The organism is Xanthomonas sp. LMG 12461, from assembly GCF_009192935.1.
GTDB classification, from domain to species: domain Bacteria; phylum Pseudomonadota; class Gammaproteobacteria; order Xanthomonadales; family Xanthomonadaceae; genus Xanthomonas_A; species Xanthomonas_A sontii.
The window spans coordinates 117784-140715 of record NZ_NQYT01000061.1 but is presented as its reverse complement, the minus strand read 5'-3'; the positions used below and the strand labels follow the sequence as shown (position 1 = coordinate 140715).

At 70.5% G+C, this 22932-nt stretch carries 19 protein-coding genes and 1 other RNA gene; 5 read left to right on the top strand and 15 right to left on the bottom strand.

The window, feature by feature from the left end; genetic code table 11:
- Positions 1-144 precede the first annotated feature (144 nt).
- On the top strand, positions 145-4848 hold the full coding sequence (locus CEK68_RS16265; protein ID WP_152240008.1) for a putative Ig domain-containing protein: 4704 nt from the start codon (positions 145-147) through the stop codon (positions 4846-4848).
- A gap of 450 nt (positions 4849-5298) precedes the next feature.
- On the opposite strand, the gene thiE is transcribed toward CEK68_RS16265, so the two are convergent.
- On the bottom strand, positions 5299-5922 hold the full coding sequence (gene thiE / locus CEK68_RS16260; protein ID WP_152240007.1) for a thiamine phosphate synthase: 624 nt from the start codon (positions 5920-5922) through the stop codon (positions 5299-5301).
- 14 nt (positions 5923-5936) lie between these two features.
- Here thiE and CEK68_RS16255 point away from each other — a divergent pair, with 14 nt between their 5' ends.
- Positions 5937-6182 carry a rubredoxin gene (locus CEK68_RS16255; protein ID WP_223875626.1) on the top strand — a complete coding sequence of 82 codons (246 nt, stop codon included), beginning with the start codon at positions 5937-5939 and terminating at the stop codon, positions 6180-6182.
- A 271-nt stretch (positions 6183-6453) separates the two neighbouring features.
- On the opposite strand, the gene CEK68_RS16250 is transcribed toward CEK68_RS16255, so the two are convergent.
- From CEK68_RS16250 to CEK68_RS16205, 10 genes are all read right to left on the bottom strand, one after another.
- Positions 6454-7299, bottom strand: a complete 846-nt coding sequence (locus tag CEK68_RS16250; RefSeq protein WP_026143558.1) for a SirB1 family protein — start codon at positions 7297-7299, stop codon at positions 6454-6456.
- A gap of 118 nt (positions 7300-7417) precedes the next feature.
- Positions 7418-7870 carry a DUF192 domain-containing protein gene (locus tag CEK68_RS16245; RefSeq protein WP_152240006.1) on the bottom strand — a complete coding sequence of 151 codons (453 nt, stop codon included), beginning with the start codon at positions 7868-7870 and terminating at the stop codon, positions 7418-7420.
- Between the two features lie 165 nt (positions 7871-8035).
- Positions 8036-8683 carry a ribose-5-phosphate isomerase RpiA gene (rpiA, locus tag CEK68_RS16240; protein ID WP_152240005.1) on the bottom strand — a complete coding sequence of 216 codons (648 nt, stop codon included), beginning with the start codon at positions 8681-8683 and terminating at the stop codon, positions 8036-8038.
- Between the two features lie 100 nt (positions 8684-8783).
- A complete protein-coding gene (locus CEK68_RS16235; protein ID WP_017915860.1) occupies positions 8784-9254 on the bottom strand; it encodes an EVE domain-containing protein in 471 nt (156 codons plus the stop codon).
- Positions 9251-9844, bottom strand: a complete 594-nt coding sequence (locus CEK68_RS16230) for a 5-formyltetrahydrofolate cyclo-ligase (RefSeq protein WP_152240004.1) — start codon at positions 9842-9844, stop codon at positions 9251-9253. Before CEK68_RS16230 ends, CEK68_RS16235 begins: the two co-directional genes overlap by 4 nt.
- Before the next feature lie 79 nt (positions 9845-9923).
- Entirely contained in the window at positions 9924-10703 is a 780-nt protein-coding gene (locus CEK68_RS16225; protein WP_152240003.1) for a thioesterase family protein, read from the bottom strand.
- Between the two features lie 159 nt (positions 10704-10862).
- A non-coding RNA gene (gene ssrS / locus CEK68_RS16220) (6S RNA) lies at positions 10863-11047 on the bottom strand.
- A 98-nt stretch (positions 11048-11145) separates the two neighbouring features.
- Complete coding sequence (locus tag CEK68_RS16215; protein WP_152240002.1) at positions 11146-11439, bottom strand: cell division protein ZapA; 294 nt, start codon at positions 11437-11439, stop codon at positions 11146-11148.
- Positions 11436-11657 (bottom strand): TIGR02449 family protein, encoded by a 222-nt coding sequence (locus CEK68_RS16210; protein ID WP_017910437.1) that lies wholly within the window; start codon positions 11655-11657, stop codon positions 11436-11438. Before CEK68_RS16210 ends, CEK68_RS16215 begins: the two co-directional genes overlap by 4 nt.
- Positions 11658-11724: 67 nt before the next feature.
- Complete coding sequence (locus tag CEK68_RS16205; RefSeq protein WP_193314225.1) at positions 11725-13908, bottom strand: GGDEF and EAL domain-containing protein; 2184 nt, start codon at positions 13906-13908, stop codon at positions 11725-11727.
- 209 nt (positions 13909-14117) lie between these two features.
- Here CEK68_RS16205 and CEK68_RS16200 point away from each other — a divergent pair, with 209 nt between their 5' ends.
- The 3 genes from CEK68_RS16200 (at position 14118) to CEK68_RS16190 (ending at position 17197) form a co-directional block, all read left to right on the top strand.
- Positions 14118-14663: a YecA family protein gene (locus tag CEK68_RS16200; RefSeq protein ID WP_043094872.1), complete on the top strand. Its 546-nt coding sequence runs from the start codon at positions 14118-14120 to the stop codon at positions 14661-14663.
- Complete coding sequence (locus tag CEK68_RS16195; protein ID WP_152240000.1) at positions 14663-15994, top strand: aminopeptidase P N-terminal domain-containing protein; 1332 nt, start codon at positions 14663-14665, stop codon at positions 15992-15994. The genes CEK68_RS16200 and CEK68_RS16195 overlap by 1 nt, the downstream gene beginning before the upstream one ends.
- Positions 15995-16195: 201 nt before the next feature.
- Positions 16196-17197 carry a hypothetical protein gene (locus CEK68_RS16190; RefSeq protein WP_152239999.1) on the top strand — a complete coding sequence of 334 codons (1002 nt, stop codon included), beginning with the start codon at positions 16196-16198 and terminating at the stop codon, positions 17195-17197.
- A gap of 15 nt (positions 17198-17212) precedes the next feature.
- On the opposite strand, the gene pepQ is transcribed toward CEK68_RS16190, so the two are convergent.
- The 4 genes from pepQ to hemW form a co-directional block, all read right to left on the bottom strand.
- The gene (gene pepQ, locus CEK68_RS16185; RefSeq protein WP_152239998.1) at positions 17213-18535 is read right to left on the bottom strand and encodes a Xaa-Pro dipeptidase; all 1323 of its coding nucleotides are present in this window, start codon (positions 18533-18535) and stop codon (positions 17213-17215) included.
- A gap of 288 nt (positions 18536-18823) precedes the next feature.
- Positions 18824-19165 carry a PilZ domain-containing protein gene (locus CEK68_RS16180; protein ID WP_026143711.1) on the bottom strand — a complete coding sequence of 114 codons (342 nt, stop codon included), beginning with the start codon at positions 19163-19165 and terminating at the stop codon, positions 18824-18826.
- Complete coding sequence (locus tag CEK68_RS16175) at positions 19162-21543, bottom strand: DUF1631 domain-containing protein (RefSeq protein ID WP_152239997.1); 2382 nt, start codon at positions 21541-21543, stop codon at positions 19162-19164. Before CEK68_RS16175 ends, CEK68_RS16180 begins: the two co-directional genes overlap by 4 nt.
- A gap of 75 nt (positions 21544-21618) precedes the next feature.
- Positions 21619-22848 (bottom strand): radical SAM family heme chaperone HemW, encoded by a 1230-nt coding sequence (hemW, locus tag CEK68_RS16170; protein ID WP_152239996.1) that lies wholly within the window; start codon positions 22846-22848, stop codon positions 21619-21621.
- Between the last annotated feature and the right edge of the window lie 84 nt (positions 22849-22932).

The window sequence follows — 22932 nt, the reverse complement described above, 5'->3', positions numbered from 1 at the left end:
TGCTTTACGCAGCGCCGAATTTGTTGTTCCAATAGCGGCGCGACGCGCATGGCCGATGCTTGCTGGGCCGATGTTCCGCGAAGTCCGAGGCACCAGGATGGCTGCCAGCGCCCATGGGGTGGCGCGTTTTGGGGGAATCGAAATATGTCTACAAAATGCTCCGCATCGAGCGGCGTGCGACGGACGTTGCGTTGGCTGATGGCGTTGCTGTTGATGACGACGTCGCAGGTTTGCCTGGCTTTGTACTGCCCGTCGCCTAAAACCGCGACCGTGAACCAGGGCCAATCGGTGACGTTCGACGTCAGCGACTGCGACGGGGACTCGAACGGTGGCATGACCGATCCTCTTGTGCAGCCTGCGCACGGCAGTTTCGTGCTCAGCCAGCAGTCCGGTCCTGGCACACAGACGGTGACCTATACCAACAACGGGGACGGCGCGACCTCGGACTCGTTCTACCTGCTGGACCAGGACAACAACCAGGTCGTCTTCAACATCACCATCAACCCCTCGCGCAGCGCCAGCATCACGGTTTCCCCGTCCAGCGCCAACGAGGACAGCGGCACGCCCTTCGTCTACACGGTGACGTTGAGCTCGACCAACAGTTCGGCGACCACGGTGAACCTGACCCGCAGCGGCACGGCCACCAGCGGGACCGACTACACCGGTGCGGTCGCCAGCGTCGTGGTGCCGGCCAACGCGACGTCCGCCAGCTTCAGCGTCACCCCGGTCGCCGATACCACGGTGGAGCCGGACGAGACGGTGATCTTCCAGGTGGCCAACGGTACCGGCTACTCGATCGGCAACCCCTCCAGCGCCACCGGCACCATCCTCAACGACGACCAGCCGGCGCTGTCGGTCAACGACGTGTCGCAGAACGAGGGCAATTCCGGCAACACCGCGTTCACCTTCACCGTCTCGCTCAGCCAGCCGGCCGGCAGTGGCGGGGTCAGCTTCGACATCGCCACCGCCAACGGCACCGCGACCGCGGGCACCGACTACATCTCCTCCAGCGTGAACGGGCTGACCATTCCGGCCGGCAGCAGCAGTGCCACCTTCACCGTGCAGGTGATCGGCGACACGCTCAACGAACCCGACGAAACCTTCTTCGTCAACGTCAGCAACGTCAGCGGCGCCACCGTCGCCGACGGACAGGGCCAGGGCACCATCGTCAACGACGATGCGCAGCCGTCGCTCTCGATCGGCGATGTCAGCGTCATCGAAGGCAACAGCGGCAACACCACGGCGACGTTCACGGTTACCCTCAGCGCCGCCAGCGGCCAAACCGTCATGGTCAACTACGGGACCGCCGACGGCACCGCCACTGCCGGCAGCGACTATGTCGCCACCTCGGGTCCGCTGGCCTTCGCGCCCGGCACCACCGTGCAGAGCATCGCAGTGACGATCATCGGCGACACCACCGTCGAGCCGGACGAGACGTTCACGGTGACCCTGTCCGCTGCCAGCAACGCCACCATCGCCCGCGCCACCGCCACCGGCACGATCCTCAACGACGATGCGGTGGTGACGATCTCGCCGACGTCGCTACCGGCGGCCACCGCCGGCACCAGCTACAGCCAGACCTTGACGGCCAGTGGTGGGACGGCGCCATATGGCTTCGCGATCACCACCGGCACATTGCCGGTGGGCATGCTGCTGAGTTCCGCCGGCGTGCTGACCGGCACGCCCAGCGGCAGCGGCAGCTTCAATTTCACCGTGTCCGCGACCGACAGCGGCGCGTCGCCCATCAGTGGTAGCCGTGCCTATACGTTGACGGTGGCTGCGCCAACCGTGACGCTGCCGGCGACGACCCTGCCCAACGGCACCGCCGGCCAGGCCTACAGCGCGGCGATCACCCAGGCCAGCGGCGGCATCGCGCCGTACACCTATGCCGTCACGGCCGGCGCCTTGCCGGCAGGCGTGACCGTCAACAGTGCGACCGGTGCGCTCAGCGGCACGCCCACCGTGACCGGCAATTTCAGCTTCACCCTGGTCGCGACCGACAGCACCTCCGGAACGCCGGGCCAGGCGTCGCGCAGCTATACGCTGGCGATCGTGGCGCCGACCTTGACCGTCGCCCCGTCCACGCTGCCGTCCGGGACCGCGGGCACCGCCTACAGCCAGACGTTGAGCACCAGCGGCGGGACGGCGCCCTACACCTACGCGCTCAGCTCCGGTGCCTTGCCTGCGGGCCTGAGCCTGAGCAGTGCCGGTGTCCTATCCGGCACTCCGGCCGTGGCCGGCAGCTTCACCTTCGTCGTCGGCGTCACCGATGCCGGCAGTTTCGGCGGCTCGCACGCCTACACCCTGTCCATCGCCTCGCCGACCCTGGCCATCACCCCGCCGACGTTGCCGGCAGCGGCGATCAACGCCAGCTACAGCCAGGCGCTGAGCACCAGCGGCGGCACCGCACCGTACAGCTATGTGCTCAATGCCGGCGCCTTGCCGAGCGGGATGAGCCTGAGCGCGGGCGGCGTGCTGTTCGGTACGCCGACCACGGCCGGCAACTTCGCGTTCACCGTGGGCGTTACCGACGCCAACGCCTTCACTGCGGCGCAGGCGTTCACCCTGACGGTGGCCTCTCCGACGCTGACGCTGTCGCCGCCGGCGCTGCCGGCCGGCACCGCGGGCAGCGCCTACAGTCAGGCGCTCAGCGCCACCGGCGGTACCGCGCCCTACAGCTACAGCCTCGCTACCGGCGCGTTGCCGGCCGGGCTGAGCCTGAGCGCGGCCGGCGTGCTGTCCGGTACCCCGACCCAGGCGGGCAGTTTCGTCTTCACCGCCACCGTCACCGACAGCACCGCCGGCGTCCCCGGCCAGGCCAGCCGCAGCTACACGCTGAGCATCGCGGCGCCGACCCTGACTCCGGGGCAGCCGACCTTGCCTGCCGGCACCGCGGGCACCGCGTACAACCAGACCCTGAGCACCAGCGGCGGCACCGCACCGTACAGCTACAGCGTGGTCAGCGGCGCGCTGCCGACCGGGCTGAGCCTGACCCCGGCGGGCGTGCTGTCCGGCACGCCGAGCGCGGCCGGCAGCTTCGCCTTCAGCATCAAGGTGAGCGACGCCAACGGCTTTTCGGCCACGCAGGCCTACACCCTGACCATCGCCTCGGCGGTGCCGGCACCGGTGGCGGCGAACGACACCGGCGCCACCCTCGTGGATACCGCGCTGACCCTGGCGGTCACCGGCAACGACACCGGCAGCATCGACAGCATCGCCATCGCCACCGCGCCCAGCCACGGCACCGCGACCGTCGATGGCGTGCGCCTGGTGTACACGCCGGCGCCGGGCTACGTGGGCGTGGACAGCGTGCACTACACCGCCATCGGCGCCGGCGGTAGTTCGGCCCCGGCCGTGGTCACCATCACCGTCAACGCCCGCCCCATCGCGGTGTCGGTGACGGTGCCGGCGGTGACCGGGCAGACGCAGACCCTGGACGTCACCCGCGACGCTACCGGCGGTCCGTTCGTGGCGGCCGCCGTGGTCGCGGTGCTGCCGGCCAACGCCGGTACCGCGACGATCACCCGCGCGGCCGCCAGGGCCGCCGGCGTGCCGACCGCGGCCGCGGACGACGGCCCGGGCTTCATACTGACCTTCGTGCCGAACCCGGCCTTCTCCGGCAACGCCACGGTGCGCTTCACCCTGTCTAATGCATACGCGACCTCGGCCGCGGCGGACATCGTGTTCGTGATCGCGCCGCGCCGGGATCCGACCCAGGATGCGCAGGTGCGTGGTCTGATCGACGCGCAGGCCGAGTCGACCCGGCGCTTCGCCAAGGCGCAGATCGACAACTTCCAGCGCCGCCTGGAGGCGACCCACCGGGGTGCGCGCGGCTTCGACAACGGCGTGAGCTTCCAGGCCAGCTCGCAGTGCCGCCAGCGCGACCGCACGCTGCAGAGCGATCGCAACCTGGACGCGCAAGCGTGCGACCCGGCCAACCGCGACCTGCGCGACGGCGCCATGGACGGCGGCGCCGACACCGCGTCGGCGGCACCACGCGATGCCACTGCGGCAGGCGATCTGGGCCTGTGGGTGGGTGGTGCGATCCGCTCCGGCAGCCTGGACAGGCAGTCGCAGCGCGCCGGCGTGGATTTCCAGACCGATGGCCTGAGCCTGGGCGCCGATTACCGCGTCTCCTCGTCCTTCGCATTGGGCGCGGGCGTGGGCTTCGGCCGCGACGACAGCGATGTCGGCCGCGACGGCAGCCGCAGCAAGTCGACCGCGTACACGCTGGCGCTGTATGCCAGCTATCACCCGGGCCAGACGCTGTTCTTCGACACCCTGGTCGGCTACCAGTTGCTGTCCTACGACCTGCGCCGCTACGTCACCGACAACGGCGCCCTGGCCGAAGGCGACCGCAGCGGCCACCAGTGGATCGCGTCGCTGTCGGCCGGTGCCGATCTGCAGCGCGGCGATTGGCAGATCACCCCGTACGCGCGGGTGGATGCCGCGCGCGCCACGCTGGACGCCTACAGCGAAGCGGCGATGGCGCCGTATGCGCTGCGCTACGAGGACATGGACGTGGCCACCACCACCGGCAACCTCGGCCTGCGCCTGGAATGGCGCCGGCAGATGACCTGGGGACGGCTGACGCCGCAGTTCCGGCTCGAGTACCAGCACGACTTCCAGGGCCGCGGCGACGCCACGCTGGGCTATGCCGACATCGTCGGCGGCACCCTGTACCGCACCGGGCAGAGCGTGTACGACCGCAACCGGCTGATGCTGGGCGTGGGCGTGGTGTTCAGCACCGACCAGGGCCTGTCCACGCGCGTGGAGTACCGCGGCGTGACCGACGGCGACAGCGGCAGCGACCAGACCTGGATGTTCAACGTCGAGAAGAAGTACTGACGTTTGAGCCCCTCTCCCCCCGGAGAGGGGTTGGGGAGAGGGTCCGGCGCGAAGCGACCCGCGATGTTTGGGTGCACGAGGCTGGCGCCCGTACCCTCATCCGCCCCTTCGGGGCACCTTCTCCCGGTGGGAGAAGGGAGCGGCTAGCCCCTCTCCCCCCGGGAGAGGGGTTGGGGTGAGGGTCCGGCGCGCAGCGACTCGCGATGTTTGGGTGCACGAGGCTGCGCCCGTACCCTCATCCGCCCCTGCGGGGCACCTTCTCCCACAGGGAGAAGGAACAACGCTAGCCCCTCTCCCGTCGGGAGAGGGGTTGGGGTGAGGGTCCGGCGCGGAGCGACGCGCGGTGTTTGGGTGCATGAGGCTGCGCTCGCACCCTCATCCGCCCCTTCGGGGCACCTTCCCCCGAAAAGGGGGCCATGGTCCCGAGGGGAGAAGGGAAGCGCTCGCGCCTCAGTCGAAACAGGCGCGGTACGCGGCCAGTGCCGCGCGCGGATGGGGCGCATCGAACACGCCGCTGATCACCGCCAGCAGATCGGCGCCGGCCGCCACCAGCGGACGCGCGTTTTCCGGCGTGAGGCCGCCGATCGCCACGCGCGGCAGGCCCAGCGCTGCCGCATCGCGCAGCAGGTCGGGCGTGGCGCGGCGTGTGGTGATCTTGCTGCGTGTAGGAAAGAACGCGCCGAAGGCGACGTAGCTGGCGCCGGCCGCCGCGGCGCCGCGGGCCAGGGTCAGATCGTCGTAACAGGAGGCGCCGATCAATGCCTGCGGCCCGAGCGCGGCGCGCGCGGCGGCCAGATCGCCGTCGTCCTCGCCCAGGTGCACGCCGGCCGCGCCCACCGCCTGCGCCAGCGCGACGTCGTCGTTGACGATCAGCGGCACGCCGGCCTGTGCGCACAGCGTTTGCAGCGCCGCGGCCTGCTCGCGCCGTTGCGCCGCGTCGGCGCGCTTGTTGCGGTATTGCAGCCAGGTCACGCCCTGGTCCAGCAGCGGCGCCACCCGTGCCAGCAGACGCGCGCCGTCGGCCTCGTCGGGGGTGATCAGGTACACGCCGCGCGGCGCCGGGGATGCGTTCATGGCCAAGCCTTCCGATGCGTCGGCGGCGATGGGACAATGCCGTTCCGACTGTGACCTGCGATTATCCAATGAGCGACGCCAGCGCCACCACCTATCGCACCTGGATGTGCGTCGTCTGCGGGTTCATCTACAACGAGGCCGACGGCCTGCCGGAAGAAGGCATCGCCCCCGGCACCCGCTGGGACGACGTGCCCGACACCTGGACCTGCCCGGACTGCGGCGTGACCAAGGACGATTTCGAGATGGTGGAGATGGATTGACGGCTGGGATTGGAGAATGGGGAATCGGGAGTGGGACAGCGACTCCCGTGCCTTGCAGGCTTCACGCGACGGCCAGTTCAGGGCTGGCAGGCAGACATCGCGAGGCCGGGTTGTCGGATCGCAAGGCCGATACTCGGGAGAGCCGCATGTCCGCCGACGTTCGATGATCGATTCGGTCGGTTATCCATGACGGCTTGATCAGGTCAGCAACCTCTGAGCCTCAGGGCATGCGCTTTTCCCATTCCCGATTCCCCTCTCCCCATTCCCAGCGTCAATGCATCCGCTGCGCGCGCGCGCTCAGTTCCACCAGGCGCTCGCGGATCGGCAAGGCGTCGGAGGCTTCGGGGTTCAATTGCAGATAGCGGCCCAGGTCGCGCCGTGCGCCGGGGACGTAATCCATCTGCAGGTAGGCCATGCCGCGGTCGCGCAGGGCTTCGGGCTGGTCGGGCATCAGCTTGAGCACGCGGTCGGCGCTGCGTGCGGCGCGGTCCCACTCGTCGCGTTCGGCATACAGGCCATGCAGGTTGCGCAGGACCCGGGCAAGGATCGCGCGGTGCGGCGCCGGGTCCAGGATCTGCAGCAGCGCGCGGTCGTCCGGGCTTTCGCCGCCCATGTGCGGCCGCGCGCGCTCGCGCAGTTCCTCCACCGCCAGCGGGCGCCCGCCGTTGAACGGGTCCATCACCAGCAGGCCGTCGTCCACCGGCAGGCGCACCAGGAAATGCCCCGGGAAGGACACGCCGTCGAGCGGGATGTCCAGGCGCCGCGCCACGTCCATCTGCACCAGCGCCAGCGAGATCGGGTTGCCCAGGCGCCGCTCGAACACCTGGTTCATGTAGCTGTTGCGCGGGTCGTAATACTCGTCGTGGTTGCCGCTATAGCCCAGTTCTTCGAACAGGTGGCGATTGATCGCCGCCATCTTCAGCGGCCACTGCTCGATCATCGCCACCTCGTGCCGCAGGTGGTCGGCATGACTCTGCGCCAGGGTGTCGTAATGGGCGGCATCCAGCTCCGGATACTCGTCGCGGGCGATCAGCAGGGCGGTCGCCAGCAGCGGCAGGGCATCGTCATCCAGTGCGGCCAGGGTATTCCAGCTCGGCAATGTCAATGGGGCGGCCATGGCCCAAGACTGGCGGCAAAGCCGGGTCCGATCAAGTCCGGCCGTTCCCGACAGCGGTGTCGGGTTCAGCGCCGTGGTCGCGGGGCCTTTTCCCGACGCCGCCGGCACCGTTGACGGATCAGTGGCCCTGCGGAATTCCCGGGCCGAAACGCAGTTCGGTGCCGTCCTGCAGCTTCAACTGCTCGGCCTGGCCGGCGTTGAGTTCGAGCACGTAGCGCGCCGGCGCGTTGCTCGGGTAGGGCGGGCAGGCGTCGCCGGCCGAGCACGGCGGCACGTCGCGCTGCTGCGCCACCAGCTTGCGCTGGTTGTCGAAGTACAGGATGTCCAGCGGGATCTTGGTGTTCTTCATCCAGTACGCCTGCGGTTCCTCGCGGTCGTGGATGAACAGCATGCCGTGGTCGGCTTCCATCTGGTCGCGGAACATCAGCCCGCGCGCGCGCGTCGCATCGTTCTGCGCCAGTTCCACTTCGTAGCGATGTCCGCCCAGTTCCACCCAATGGTCGCCACCGGCGCTGGCGCAACCGCTGAGGGCAAGCAGGAGAAGGACGCAGAGCGCGCGGAAGAGGGACATGGGCGGACCAGGGCAGGGAGGACAGCGCGCACCTTGTTGCATGGTGCGTGTGGCGTCAAGAGCGGGGATTGGGGATTCGGGATTGGGGATTCGCAAGAGCCAGGATTCTCGCTTTTACGAATCCCCAATCACGAATCCCCAATCCCGCGCGCGCGCCAGCGCGCGTCAAAAGACGCGCGGCGGCTCGCCACCGACGATCACCACGTCGGCCGGGCGGCGTGCGAACAGGCCGACGCAGACCACGCCCGGGATCTGGTTCAGTTCGCGCTCCAGCGCCACCGGGTCGGTGATCGACAGGTGGTGCACGTCCAGCACCACGTTGCCGTTGTCGGTGATCACGCCGTCGCGCCAGACCGGCTGGCCGCCGGTGCGCGCCAGGATCTCGCGGGCGACCAGGCTGCGCGCCATCGGGATCACTTCGATCGGCAGCGGGAACGCGCCCAGGGTCTGCACCTGCTTGCTCGGGTCGATGATGCAGATGAAGCGCTCGCTGGCCTCGGCGATGATCTTCTCGCGGGTCAGCGCGGCGCCGCCGCCCTTGATCAGACACTTGTTCGGATCGCACTCGTCGGCGCCGTCCACGTACAGCGACAGGTTGCCGGTGTGGTTCAGCTCCAGCACCTCGATGCCGTGCTGGCGCAGGCGCGCGGTGCTCTGCTCGGAACTGGACACCGCGCCCTTGATGCGGTGGCCGATGCGGCCGAGCGCGTCGATGAAATAGGCGACGGTGGAACCGGTGCCGACGCCGACGATCATCCCGTCCTGGACGTAGTCGATGGCTTTCTCGGCGGCAAGACGCTTGGCTTCTGACATTTGGAGAGCTCGGGAGTGGGGATTCGGGATTGGGGATTCGTGAAAAGCGGGTCGGCGGATGGGGCCGGGCGAATCCCCAATCCCCACTCCCGAATCCCGGCTATTCGAGCGAAAGCAGCAGCTTCCACTGCGCGGCGCTGACCGGGAACACCGACAGGCGGTTGCCGCGGGCGACCAGCGGGAAGCCCTCGCCCAGCGCATCGGCGTGCTGCTTGATCTCGTCCAGGGCGATGGTGCGCGCCAGCTTGCGTTCGAACGCCACGTCCACCAGGTACCAGCGCGGCTGCTCCGGGGTGGCCTTGGGGTCGTGGTAGTCGGAGGACGGGTCGAACTGGGTGGCGTCGGGGTAGGCCTGGCTGGCCACGCGCGCCACGCCGACGATGCCCGGCACCTTGCAGTTGGAGTGGTAGAACAGGATGCCGTCGCCGACCTTCATGCCGTCGCGCATGAAGTTGCGCGCCTGGTAGTTGCGCACGCCGTTCCAGGGTTCGGTGCCGACCCGCTGCAGGTCGTCGATCGAGAAGGCGTCCGGTTCGGACTTCATCAGCCAGTAGCGGGTGCGTGCGGTCATGCGGGCAGATCGGGGGCGGTCGACAGGGTGAGGGATTCGGTGCAGACCGCGTCCAGCGCCACGTCCCAGGCCGCCAGCGGCAAGGCCGCGACCTGTTGCGCGTCGAAGGCGGCCCCGACCAGCCAGGGCGGCGGGGCCTGCCGCTGGCGGAAAGCGAAGCTGCGATCATACCAGCCGCCTCCCATGCCCAGGCGGCCGCCGGCGGTGTCGAAGCCGACCAGCGGCGTCACCACCAGCGCCATCTGCGCCGGCGCCAGGGTCGTGGCCGGGTCGACGTCGGGCTCGGGGATGCCATAGCGGTTGGCGCGCAGCGGCTGACCGGGACGCCACGGCGCGAAGCGCAGGGTGTCGCCGCTGAGCACCGGCAGGCAGTACTGCACCGCCTCCGGCAGCGACAGTTGCCAGCGGTGCAGCGCGATCTCCCCGTCCATCGCCCAGTAGCCGCCGACATGGCCGTGCTGCGGCGCGAACGGCAGGTCCAGCAGTCGCTGCGCCAAGGCGTCGGCGGCGGCCAGGCGCACGGGCGCGGTGAGCGCGCGGCGGCGCGCGCGCAGGTCCTGGCGCAGGGAGTCGCGGTCGTCGGCAGTCATCTGGCAGGGGTGGCGAGAGAGGTCGCTATTGTCGGCGCCGGCGCGCGCACTGACCAGCAGGCGCGCGCCGCTGCGGCGATCACGCGTAGAGCGCCACCGTCTGCCGGCCCCACAGCACCAGCCGCCCGGCCGTATCCCAGATCTGCATGTCCTGCAGCGAGTAGCCGTCCTCGGCATGGCGGCTGGCCGAGCGCAGCAGGAACCAGTCGCCGGCGCTGGCCGGTTGCGGGAAGTCCAGGCTCCAGGTCATCGAACTGACCGGCGCCGGCTCGGTGAAGCAGGTCATCGCCGCCGGCGGCAGGCAGTCGCCCAGCGCGACCAGGGCCACGCTGGGCTCCACGCCGCCGGCGTCGCGATGGCGCGCCCAGACCAGCAACTCCGGATCGGCCGCGGCGGACAGCGGCAGCGCGCCGCCGGCCAGGCGCATGTCGAAGTTGGCGACGAAGGCCGGGGTCGCCGCGCTTTCGGCGATTGGCGTCGCGTCATCGGGACCGACGACCGCCGGCCGCGCCGGCAGGAAGTCATGGGCGATGCGGCTGGGCCGCGGCTGCGCGAACAGCAAAGCCGCGCGCAGGGCGACCTGTCCGTCGGCGATGCAATCGACGCCCACCGAGGTGGCGGACTTGCCCTGGCGCAACACCTGCGCATCGAAGCGCAGGCTGCCGTCGGTGGGGCCGATGAACCCGATGTGCGCCGACTTCAGCGGCGGCAACGCGGACGGCGCCGTGCGCAGCGCGGTCTGCAGCGCCAGCGCCGCGGACAGGCCGCCGAAGGCGGTGCGGCCTTGTCGCCAGCTGGCGGGGACGTCGAATCCCACGGCGGGGTCGAAGCGGTCGAGGATCTGGGCGAGCGTCGGCAATCCGGGATCTCCGTGATGGGGCGACCAGTATCCCGGGTTTCGGTCGGTGCGAGAACGCGTGGCACCTGCAATGCGCCGGCGACGACGGCGTGGTGAAGGCGCACGCTGCGGGCGCACAAAAGGAAACGGCGCCTTGCGGCGCCGCTTCCTGGAAAAATTGCATTCTCCGCCGTGACGATGCGTGCGAAACGACCTTGAACCCGGGGTTCAAGTGGGATGGCTGGAGAATCATCGGGCTTCCCGCTACGAGGCGGACCTGCACTCCCGATTCCGTCGCCACCCCGTGGTCGTCATTAAGGGACAAGGCGAATGTTTGCACACGCTGTCGTTCACAGCAGAGAACGCAAGTGGAGTATAGCGCCGTGATCGCGCTTGGCTAGTCCGTTCGTCGGTCCTTCGGTACGTTGCAATTCACGTTGATGATCGCAGCGCCACGTGCGGATCAGCGCGTCGTATCGACCACGCTGTCCAGGCGCCGATTGAGATCGGCGAGTGTGCGCGCCATCTCGCGTTCGTGCTTGGCCTGTTCGTCGCGCAGTTGCTGCAACTCGTGCGCCAAGTTCAGTGCCGCGAGGACGGCGACGCGGTCCACCGCGGCCATGCGGTTGCTGCCGCGCACCTCGCGCATCTTCGCGTCGAGCAGGCGCGCGGCGGCGAGCAGGCCGTCGCGTTCTTCGGCCTCGACGCCGACGGTGTATTCGCGGTCGAGGATGCGGACGCTGACCGGCTCGCTCACGTGTGCTGCTCCAGGGACTTCAGTCGGGCGATCATCGCTTCCACGCGCGAACGCGCCTGTTCGTTCTTGGTCAGCAACTGCGAGCGCTCGCCGATCAGGTGTTCCTGCTGCTGGCGCAGGCTGCGGTTCTCGTCGGACAGGCGCTGGCAGCGCTCGACCAGCGTTTCCACGCGTGCGGCAAGGGCGCGAAGCTCGGCGAGGGCGTCAGGGCTGTCCATGGCGCTCACGATAGGCATGCGCCGGAGGGGCGGTCAAGACGCCGCGCGGCGGCGCCATGGCCGGCGCTCAGGCAGGCAGCCGCAGCGGTTGCTGCAGCAGGCGCAGGCAGGCGTCCGGTTCCAGCGCCGGCGCCACCAGGTGGCCCTGGATCTCGTCGCAGCCGTGCGCGCGCAGGAACGCCAGCTGCCCGGCGTCCTCGACGCCCTCGGCCACCACCTTCAGCGCCAGCGAGTGGCCCATCGCGATGATGGTGCTGGTGATCGCCTCGTCGTCCGGGTCGCGGGTGAGGTCGCCGATGAATTCCTGGTCGATCTTCAGGGTGTTGATCGGCAGCCGCTTCAGGTAGGCCAGCGACGAATAGCCGGTGCCGAAGTCGTCGATGGCCAGGGTCAGCCCCAGCTCGCGGCAGGCGCGCAGCAGCGCGGCGTTTTTGCCGACCTGCGACATCACCACGCTCTCGGTCAGTTCCAGTTCGATGTTGGCCGCCGGCACGCCGGTTTCGGCGAGGATCCCGGCCATCAGTTCCGGCAGGTTGCCGCGCTCGAGCTGGATCGCCGAGACGTTCACCGACATGCACAGATCGGTCAGCCCCATCCGCCGCCAGTCGCGCAACGCGCTGCAGGCCTGGCGCAGCACCCACTCGCCGATCTCCAGGATCAACCCGGTCTCCTCGGCCAGCGGGATGAACTGGCTCGGCGAGACCGGCCCGAAATCGGCGCTGTGCCAGCGCAGCAGCGCTTCCACGCCGACCACCCGCTGCGTGCGCAGCGAGTAGCGCGGCTGGTAGACCAGCTTCAGTTCCTGATCCAGCGGGATCTTGCGCAGCGTGCTGGCCAGGGTGGCGCGGTGGCGGGTGGCTTCGTCCATGCGCGCCGAGTACACCTGCGCGTTGCGGCGCCCGGCGGCCTTGGCCTGGTACATCGCGGTATCGGCGTGCTTGAGCAGCTCGCTCGGCAGCAGCGCGTGCTGCGGGAACAGGGAGATGCCGATGGAGGTGGAGACCGCGACCTCGCGGCGTTCGTCCAGCCGCAGCGGCGCCTCGAACGCGGCCAGCACGCGGGCGGCCACCGCCTCGGCCTCGCCCTGGCTGACGATGTCCTCGACCACCACGGTGAATTCGTCGCCGGCCAGGCGCGCCACCGTGTGCTGCGGTCCCACCGCCTGCTGCAGGCGTTCGGCCACTGCGCGCAGCACGCGGTCGCCGACCGCGTGGCCGAGCGAATCGTTGATGTCCTTGAAGCGGTCCAGATCCAGGAACAGCACCGCGACCGAGCCGGCCTGGCGCCGCGCCCGCACGATCGCCCGCGCCAGGCGCTCGGACAGCAGCGCGCGGTTGGGCAGGCTGGTCAGCGTGTCGTAGTTGGCCAGATAGCGCAGTTCCTGCTCCGCGCGCTTCTGCTCGGTGATGTCTTCCAGTACCACCACCTGGAAGCTCTGGCGGCCGTCGGCGTCGACCACGGTATTGCGGCGCAGGTGGCAGAGGATCTCCTGGCCGTCCTTGCGCCGCTTCCAGGCCTCGCCGCGCCAATGCCGGCCGTGGTCGGCCACCGGGGCCGCCGGCGTTTCCGGCGCGTGGTCGATCAGCGCCATCGGCTGGCCCAGTACCTCGCGCTCGCTGTAGCCGGTGATGCGGGTGAAGGCCGGGTTGACCGAGATGAAGCGGCGGTCCTCGTCGAGCACGGCGACCGCCTCGCCCATGCTGCGCAGCACTTCGGCGGCGATGCGCCGTTCCAGGTCGGCCTGGCGGTGCGAGGTGATGTCGCGCGCGGTGCCGGCGAGCCGGCGCGGCGCGCCGCTGGCGTCGTAGTCGACCACGCGGCCGCGCACCCGCGCCCAGTGCCAGACCCCGTCGCCGGCCAGGTCCACCCGGTACTCGGCGGTGTAGATCGCGGTCAGGCCTTGCAGGTGTTCCTGCAGCACCTGCCGCGCCTGCTGCACGTCGTCGGGATGGATCCGCAGCGGCTCGTTCTCGCGGATCACCAGGCCGATGTCCTGCGCGTGCGGCGTGGCCTCGTCGGCGCGCATCAGCCGCAACCTGCGCTGTTGCAGGTCGTAATCCCAGAAGTGTTCGCCCGAGGCCCACAGCGCCAGCTTCAGGTGCTGGTCGCGCTGCTGCAGTTGCGCGTGCCGTTGCAGTTGCTCGCGCAGGCGCCGACGCGAACGCAGCGCGAACAGCGCCGCCACCCCGCCGGCCGCCAGCGCGGCGAGCGCGACCAGCGGCCATGCGGCCAGCAAGGTCTCGCCGAACAAGGCGAGGCCGGTTCTTTCCGCAGCTCCTGCAGCAACGTGCTCCAATGGCATGGCGGAAAGTGACTTCTGTCAAAGAACGGGTGGTGGAGTGTAGGCGCGTGCCGGAAGCCACCACAAGCGGCGGCGCACACGCGGTTGCTACACTGCGCAGTCCCGATTCCGCCGCAGGCCTCGACAGGCCCGCGGCCAGCGCCCGACAGGCTTGCTCCATGACCGAACTTCCCACTGCCGACCAGATCGCCGATGCCAGCCGGACGCTTGGCCTGGCTGCGTCGGCAGCCGAACTGCACGGCGGCCTGTGCGGCTGGCTGGCCGGCGGCGGCGCCGAATTGCCGGCATGGCCGGCGGCCGTGCTCGCCGACGCCAGCCTCGCCGCACCGCGCCCCGGCGATGCGCTGGACCGCCTGCGCGAGGCCACGACTGCGCAACTGAACGACCGCGATTTCGGCTTCGACCTGGTGCTGGCCGATGCCGGCGCGCCGCTGCCCGAGCGCGCCGACGCGCTGTTCGACTGGTGCCGCGGCTTCCTCGGCGGCTTCGGCCTGGCCGCAGGGGCTGCGCCGCCACTGTCCGAGGAAGGGCAGGAGGCGCTGCAGGACGTGGCGCGCCTGGCCCAGGCCAGCGCCGACGATTTCGACAGCGGCGACGAGGACGAGGACGCGCTGGCCGAGATCGAGGAGTTCGTGCGCGTGGCGGTGCTGCTGCTGCACAGCGACTGCGTGCTCGGCCCGCGCCACCGGCAGCGCCTGAACTGATGAAGCGCCTCACCGGGATTTCCTCCGGCGAGTACGTGCGCCGGCGCCGTCATTTGATGGACATGGCCGGCGAGCAGGCCATCCTGGTGCTGCCCAGCGCACCGGAGCGGGTGCGCAGCCACGACACGCACTACCCGTACCGGCAGGATTCGGACTTCTGGTATCTGTGCGGGTTCGCCGAGCCGGACGCGGTGCTGGTGCTGGTGCCCGGTCGCCGCCATGGCGAGGCGCTGTTGTTCTGTCGCGAACGCGACCCCGAGCGCGAAGCCTGGGACGGCCCGCGGGCGGGCCAGGAAGGCGCTGTCGAGCGCTATGGCATGGACGATGCCTATCCGATCGACGACCTCGACGAGATCCTGCCCGGGCTGCTGGAAGGCCGCTCGCGGGTGTATTACCACTTCGGCCGCGACGTCGATTTCGACCTGAAGCTGATCGGCTGGGTCAAGCGCGTGCGCGAGCAGGTGCGGCACGGCGCGCAGCCGCCGCACGAATTCCTGGAGCTCGGCCATCTGCTGCACGAGCAGCGCCTGTTCAAGTCGCGCGACGAGATCGCGCTGATGCAGGTGGCCGCCGACCTCAGCGTGGCCGGGCACCGCGCGGCGATGCGACTGGCGCGGCCGGGCGTGCACGAATACCAACTGCAGGCCGAGATCGAGCGCGAATTCCGCGCCGGCGACGCCTGGCCGGCCTACGGCAGCATCGTCGGCAGCGGCCACAACGCCTGCGTGCTGCATTACCGCGCCAACGCCGCGCGCCTGCGCGACGGCGACCTGGTGCTGGTCGATGCGGGCGCCGAATACCGCGGCTATGCCGCCGACATCACCCGTACTTTCCCGGCCAACGGCCGCTTCAGCACCGAACAACGCGCGCTGCACGACCTGGTCGGTGCCGCGCACGCCGCCGCGCTGGCGCAGGCGCGCCCGGGCGTGGCCTACGAGGCCGGACACCTGGCCGCGGTGCAGACCCTGACCGAAGGCCTGCTGCGGCTGGGCCTGCTCAAGGGCAGCGTCGAGCAGAACCTGGCCAGCGGCGACTACCGGCGCTTCTACCGGCACAAGACCGGGCACTGGCTGGGCCTGGACGTGCACGATGTCGGCGACTACCGGCTGGCCGGCGAATCGCGCCTGCTCGAGCCGGGCATGGTGTTCACCATCGAACCCGGCCTGTACGTGTCGCCGGACGACAAGGACGTCGACCCGAAGTGGCGGGGCATCGGCATCCGCACCGAGGACGACGTGCTGATCACCGACGACGGCCATCGCGTGCTCACCGATGCCCTGGCGCGCAGCGCCGAGGAGATCGAGGCGTGGATGGCTGGGAATGGGGAATAGGGAAACGGGAAACGGGAATGGGAAAAGCGGTCGCCGCGCGCGGAAAGGTCGGCTAGCAGACCTGGCGCGTTTGCCGTTGCGAATCCCCAATCCCGGCGGCGGCCGTCAGGCCGCCGCGGCAGACTGACGCCGCCCCCTTGCGTGCAGGCGGCCGGTTGCGCACAGTGACCGGCTGAACAAGGGGGATTCATGAATATGTGGATGCGATGCCTGCTGGCGGCAGGACTGTGCGTGGCCGTCGCAGCGCAGGCGCACGCGCAGCAAGTGGCCGCGCCGGCGGCGCCAGCCGATGCTGCGCCCGCGGCGACGCAGGCACCTGTGCCTGCTGCGGTGCCCACGCTGGCGCTGGACGATCTAGAGACGTTGCTGTCGCTGCGCGCTGCGCCGGAGGCCCGCGCGCAGATGCTGGCGCAGGTCGTCGCGCTGGCGGGTAAGGGCGATGGCGCCTCGGCGTACGTGTTGGGCGTGCTCTACCGCAATGGCGAGGCGCATCCGGCGCATCTGGTGCCGCGCGACCTGGACACGGCCCGCTACTGGCTGGAGCGCTGCCTGGGCATGCCGCGCTGCCCGCTGCTCGCGTTGGCGTCGCTGGCCGAGCTGGAACTGTCCGCCGGCAATGCCAAGCCGGCGCTGCAATGGGCGCAGGGCTGGGTGGCGCTGGACCGCGAGTTCACCACGCGGGCGCGCGAGATCGAAGGCCGCCGTGTGCGGCCCAGTCAGCGCAATCGCGATACCGCCTACCATGCCTACCTCCTGGAGCGCTGCTATGCGGCGATGCCGAGCGGCGACCGCGACGCGATCGGCCTGGCCTGGTTCAACGCGTTCCGCGTGCAGTGGGGCCGTGTCCTGGACCGGATGCTGTTCGCGCAGCTCGATGCGCTGCAGGCGCAGGATGGCGAGGAGGCTGGCGGGCTGACTGCGCGTGCCGAGAATCAACGGCGCAAGACCGTGCTGGACAGCCCGATGGACCTGCCGGTCACGCCGGCGTTGAGCCTGTTCCTGATGCGCGGCGATCCGCAGGGCGGACGCCCCGAGTCCGCCCTGGTGCTGGAGGCGCTGCCTTCGCCGAACGCGGCACGTGGACTCGAAGCGCTGGCACGCGATTTCAAGACCGCGCCGTATCCGGCCGCCGCCGGGCAGCGCCGCTACGACCTGATCCCGATGAGCTTCAATCGCGGCCCGTACGCGCTGACCGGCAAGTGACCGTGGCGGCGGCCATCAGGCCGCCGCAAACACCGGCCGCGTCAGGTTCTCGGGTGCGTCCTCGGTGCACGCCACTTCGTCCTCGATGCGGATGCCGCCGTAGGGCTTGAACTGCGCCACCCGCGCCCAGTCGACGCTGCCGCCATGGCCGGCCTGCTTGAGGTCGTCGAGCAGCATGTCGATGAAGTACAGGCCCGGCTCGATCGTCACCACCATGCCAGGTTCCAGGGTGCGGGTCATGCGCAGGTAGGGATGGCCGTCGGGGCGTTCGATGCGGCCGCCGCGGTCGCTGGCGGCGAAACCGGCGACGTCGTGCACCTGCAGGCCGATCGGGTGGCCCAGGCCGTGCGGGAAGAATGCGGCGCTGACGCCGGTGGCCACCGCGGTTTCCGGCGACACGGTGAGCACGCCGGCGTCCTTCAGCACGCCCATCAACGCCAGGTGCGCGTCCAGGTGCAGTTGCCGGTAGTCGACGCCGGCGCGCACGTGCTGGCCCATGCGCTGCTGCGCGGCGTCCACCGCGTCGATCAGCGCCTGGAACTCGCTGTCGCGATCGGCGGCGTAGGTGCGGGTGATGTCGCTGGCGTAGCCGTGTGCCGAGGCGCCGGCGTCGATCAGGAAGCTGCGCAGCGGCGTCGGCGCCTGCCGCTGCAGTTCGGTGTAGTGCAGCACGGCGCCGTGTTCGTTCAATGCCACGATGTTGCCGTACGGCAGTTCGTTCGCGTCCTGGCCGACCGCGGCGCAGTAGGCCATGTGGATCTCGAATTCGCTGCGGCCGTCGCGGAACGCGGCCTCGGCGGCGCGATGGCCGCGCACCGCCGAGTGCTGCGCCTGGCGCATCAGTGCCAGCTCGTACGGCGTCTTGTAGGCGCGGTGGTATTCCAGGTAGTCCAGCACCGCCGGCGGATTGTTCGGCACGTAGGCGCCCAGCGCGCTCTGCGGCTCGCCGAGGATCGCGCTGCGCGCGGCATCCGGCAGCAGCGCCAGCGCCTCGTCCGGGGTGCGGATCAGATGGATGTCGCAGTGCTCCACCCACCAGCCGCTGGGCGCATCCGGCACCACATGCCAGTAGTCGCGCGGCTGGTGGAAGATCACCTGCGGACGGCGCCCCGGCGTGTACACCAGCCAACTGTGCGGCACCCGCGTCAGCGGCAGCCAGGCCTTGAACTGCGGGTTCACCGCGAACGGATAGTCGCGATCGTCGAACACCTGGTAGTGCAGGGTGCCGCTCGGGACCACCAGGTGGTCGAAGCCACCGCGCGCCAGCGCTTCGTCGGCGCGTCGGGTCAGGGTGCGCAGGTGGTCGGGATACAGGGCGCTTGGATCGTGCTGGGGCATGGCGGCGGACTCGTTCTGCGATGCGGAAACGGGGGCGCCAAGTGTGCCGGAAACGGTGCAGGCGTGTGGACGTGCACGGACGGCCTATGCATGGCATGCGATGCCGAAGCTACGCCGGCGATGCGGGGCTTTGTCGATCCGCCGGAGACTCTTTGCGGCCGATCGCGCAACGGTCGCGAATGGCCGTCGCAGGAGCGGCTTCAGCCGCGACCGAGGCGTTCCCGGGAATGCCGGTCGCGGCTGATCCCGTCACAGGGACCAGTAGCCACACCTGCGAGGTTGATGCCGCTAGCCGCCGGTCGCAGCGTTGATCCACTGCCGCAACAGGTCGCGATGCGCGGGGGAAATGGTCAGGAAGCGGAAGCCGGCCCAGGCCTGGCCCGGTGCGTGCGAGGGTTCGCTCCACAACAGGTGCGCGCCGATATCGATCTGCACGTCGCGGTCGGCGTGCGGTATCGCGAAGCGCAACTGGTACAGCGCGTCCTCGTGCAGCGGTGCCGAGGCGAGCAGCAGCATGCCGTGTTCGGAGACGTTGCCGAGGCGGCCGACCACGGCGTCTTCCATCAGGTCCAGCACCGGCACCATGTCCGGAACCTGGAGGCGCGGCGATCGGCGAGCGTCTGCGCTCATGCGCCCTCCATGGCGTCGTCGGCGGCGGGAACGCCGGCCAGGGTGCGCAGCGCGCGCACCGCGGCCTGCCAGGCGCGGTCGATCAGGCGGGCGCGGTCCTCGCTGACGATGCGCGCCTGTCCCTGCGCCAGCAGCCGCGCCAATCCGTCGAGCGTGTGTTCGGCGGCCTTCTGCCCGCGCTGGTTGACGAACAACGCGCGTTCGGTGATCGGGCTGTACCAGGACAGGCGTTGCCGCTTCAGGTCGCCTTGCTGGTTGACGACGAATTCGAACCAGGTGCCGAACGGCAGCGTGCGCAACCGCGCATACGCGGCTTGTTCGGCCTCGTTGCGCGGCGGCAGCGAGGGGCGCTCGCCGTCCTCGCCCTGCTCGCCGAGGCGGGTGCGCGCCTTCAGCCGCACGTTGAGTTCGGTGCGCGAGGTGGTGGCGTCGGTGCCGCCGGGCGTGGACAGGCGGCGGGCGATGGCCTCGGCTTCCTGCTGGTGGTAGCCCACCTGCAGCAGCGCCTGGCCCACGCGCTCGGCCAGGGCGGCATCGGAGGCGCCCTCGCTGCGGCAGGTGACCTCGGCGATGCGCTCGGCCAGGCCGATGCGCTCGCGCCAGGTCTCCGAGTCCTCGCCCTGACGCAGCAGGGTCAGCACCAGCACGTCGGACCAGGCCTGCTGCAGCAGGGTCTGCACGAAACCCGGCGGTTGCTGGGCGCTGCACAGCGCCTCCAGGGTGGCGGTCGCGGTCTGCTTGGCCAGCTCCAGCCGTTCCTTGCCGCGCGCGGCCTCGACGTGCCGGCGCTCGGCGATCTCGGCCTTGTGCGCCAGGCTGCGCTGCTGCGCCTGGATCTCCTGGTGGGCCTGCTCGAAGACGGTCTCGTCGCCTTCGTACTCCTCGATCACGCGGTCCACGGCCTGGTTGAGCTTGAGCAGCAGCGTCGGATCGCTGTCCTCTTCGCCCAGCCAGGTGGCGCCGGATTCGGCGACGGCATTGAGCAGTTCCCGCGCCGGGTGCCGGCTGCGCGCGAAGAACGCCGGATCCTGCAGCGCGGCGCGCACCAGCGGCACCTGCAGGCGTTCCAGCAGCGCCGCGGCCGGCGCGTCGGGGCGTACCTCGCGCTCGATCTCGCCGTACAGCAGGCCGAGCAGGTCGAAGGTGTCGGCCTGCTGCGCTGCCAGGGTCGCCTGCGCGCCGTGGGTGGCGCGCAGCGCCTGCAGCAGGGCGGTCTGCACGTCGCGCAGGTGGCGGCGTCCGCGCAGTCCGCCCAGGGTGCTGTGGGCCGGCGGTTGCGCCTGCAGTTCGCCCAGGGCCTCCAGCAGGCTGGCGGTCGGCACCGGGGCCGCACCGGCGGCGCTCGCTGGCCGCGCCGGGAGCGCGGCGGCACCGGCGGTCTCAGTCGTGGGCGCCGCCGCGGCGGGCACGGCCTTGGCGCGCGCCGCGGTCAGCAACTGGCGCAGGGTGGCCAGGTCCGGGCCGCTGGCGGCCGATTCCGCGGCGCCGGCCGCCGCGCCCGCTGGCGGCAGCGGTGCCGTCGCGGCCGGCCCCGGCGGCACGCCCATGGCGGGTGCGGCCTGACCAGGAGCGCTGGCGTTCCCGCGGGGGCCGCTGCCGGCAGGGGGCGGCGCCGCGGCGCCGGGCATGCGCGCCGCGCGCCGCGTGCCCGGGTCGACATTGGTGCTGCGCGCCACGTAGGGCAGATAGATCAGGCCGGGCAGCACCCCGGCGTGGGTCAGCAGGACATTGGCCCGTTCCACCATCTCGCCGTAGCGCGCCAGCACCTGCCGTTCGAAGGCGCGATACAGCGCCAATTGCGTGTCCAGGCCAAGGCCCAACGCTTCGCCGGCGGTGCGCAGCAGCCGGCACAGCGCGTGCGGTCCCAGCGGCAGTTGCTCGATCTCGAAGGCGGGCCGCGCCGCCAGCACGCCGAAGCGCTGGCCGAGCAACTGCAGCGGGATATTGCAGCGGATCGCCTCGCGGCGGGCGATCTCGTGCAGCACGATGTCGCGGTCGATATCCACGTCGGCGACCAGGGTCAGCATCTGCGCGGCACCTGCCTTGGCTACTCGCGGCGCAGCGGCCGTCGCCAAGGGGCTGCGGATCCTGGCAAGCCCGGCTTCCAGCTGCGCCTGGTAGAACGGCGCCAGGCGCCCGCGCTGTGTGCGCACGCGTTGCGCCTCCTGGAACAGGTCCTGTTGCACCTGGCCATTGCGGGCGCGCCCGGCCTGCTCGAGCAGGTCCTGCTCCAGCTCGTCCAGGGTCGCCTGCAGCGGCAGTTCCAGGGCCTGCCACAGCAGGCTGTTCAAGGCCAGCAGGATGTCGCGCACGCGCGCCGGCAGGGCGGCGCTGGCAAGCGTCGCTGGCGGGGCCGACATGGTCGCAGACAGGGGCATCCTGTGATCGCCGTTATACTTTTCTGCGCGGTATGTAGCACGATCCGCCGCCGCAACCAAGGCGGGCGGCGCGGCTCAGGGCAGGAACAGGGCGATCACGTCGTTGGTGAACCGCCGTCCCAGCTCGGTCGGGACGGCGTGGCCGGCGTCCACCCGCAACCAGTCGCGGGCCTGCGCGGTGGCCAGGGCCGAGGCGATCGCCTGCAGCGGCAGGCCGGTGCGGGCGCTGAAGTCGCGCAGCGCGAAGCCGTCGTTGAGGCGCAGGGCGTTGAGCATGTACTCGAACGGGCGCCGCTCCGGCGCGATCCACTCGTCGCCGCCGATCGCCGCCGGCGTCCCCGCCGCGTCCAGGAACGCCTGTGGATGCTTGTGCTTCCAGCGCCGCAGGATGTTCTGTTCGGCGCCGGAGCTGATCTTGCCGTGCGCGCCGGCACCGATGCCGAGATAGTCGCCGAAGGTCCAGTAGTTGAGGTTGTGCGCGCAGCGGTAGCCGGCGCGCGCATAGGCGCTGACTTCGTACTGCGCGAAGCCGGCCTCGGCCAGCAGCGCCTGGCAGCGCTCCTGCATGTCCCAGGCGTCGTCGTCCTCGGGAATGCCCTGCGGCGGCCGCGCGGCGAACACGGTGTTCGGTTCCAGGGTGAGCTGGTAGTGGCTGAGGTGGGTCGGCTGCAGCGCCAGCGCCTGCGCGATGTCGCGCTCGGCCTCGGCCAGGGTCTGCTGCGGCAGCGCGTACATCAGGTCCAGGTTGAGATTGGCGTAGCCGGCGTCCTGCGCCAGCTTCACCGCGCGCTCGGCCTCGGCACCGTCGTGGATGCGGCCCAGCCGCTGCAGCGCCGCGTCGTCGAAGCTCTGGATGCCGAAGCTGAGGCGATTGACCCCAGCCGCCAGGTAGCGGTCGAAGCGGCCATGCTCGGCGGTGCCGGGGTTGGTCTCCAGGGTGATCTCCAGGCCTGGCGCGAAGCGCAGCCGGGCGCTGGCCGCCTGCAGGAAGCGGTCGATCGCCTCGGGCGGAAACAGGCTGGGCGTACCGCCGCCGAAGAACACGCTGTTGACCACACGGCCCCAGACCAGCGGCAGGTCCTGGTCCAGGTCGCGGATCAGCGCATCAACGTAGCTGTCGAACGGCAGCGCGCCCTTGGCCGCGTGCGAGTTGAAATCGCAGTACGGGCATTTGCGCACGCACCACGGCAGGTGCACGTAGAGCGACAGCGGTGGCGGCACCAGCGCCGGGGTGTCGGCGTGCGCGGATGGATCCGGGCAGGCGGTGCCGGGCGGATGCTGGCAATGGTCGTGGGCGTGCGGCATGGCGGGCGGGAATCTGGAAACGGAGATGCGGGCGGTGCGGGCGCCGGAGGGTTCAGGGCTTGGCGCAGCGGCGCAGGGCAGTCT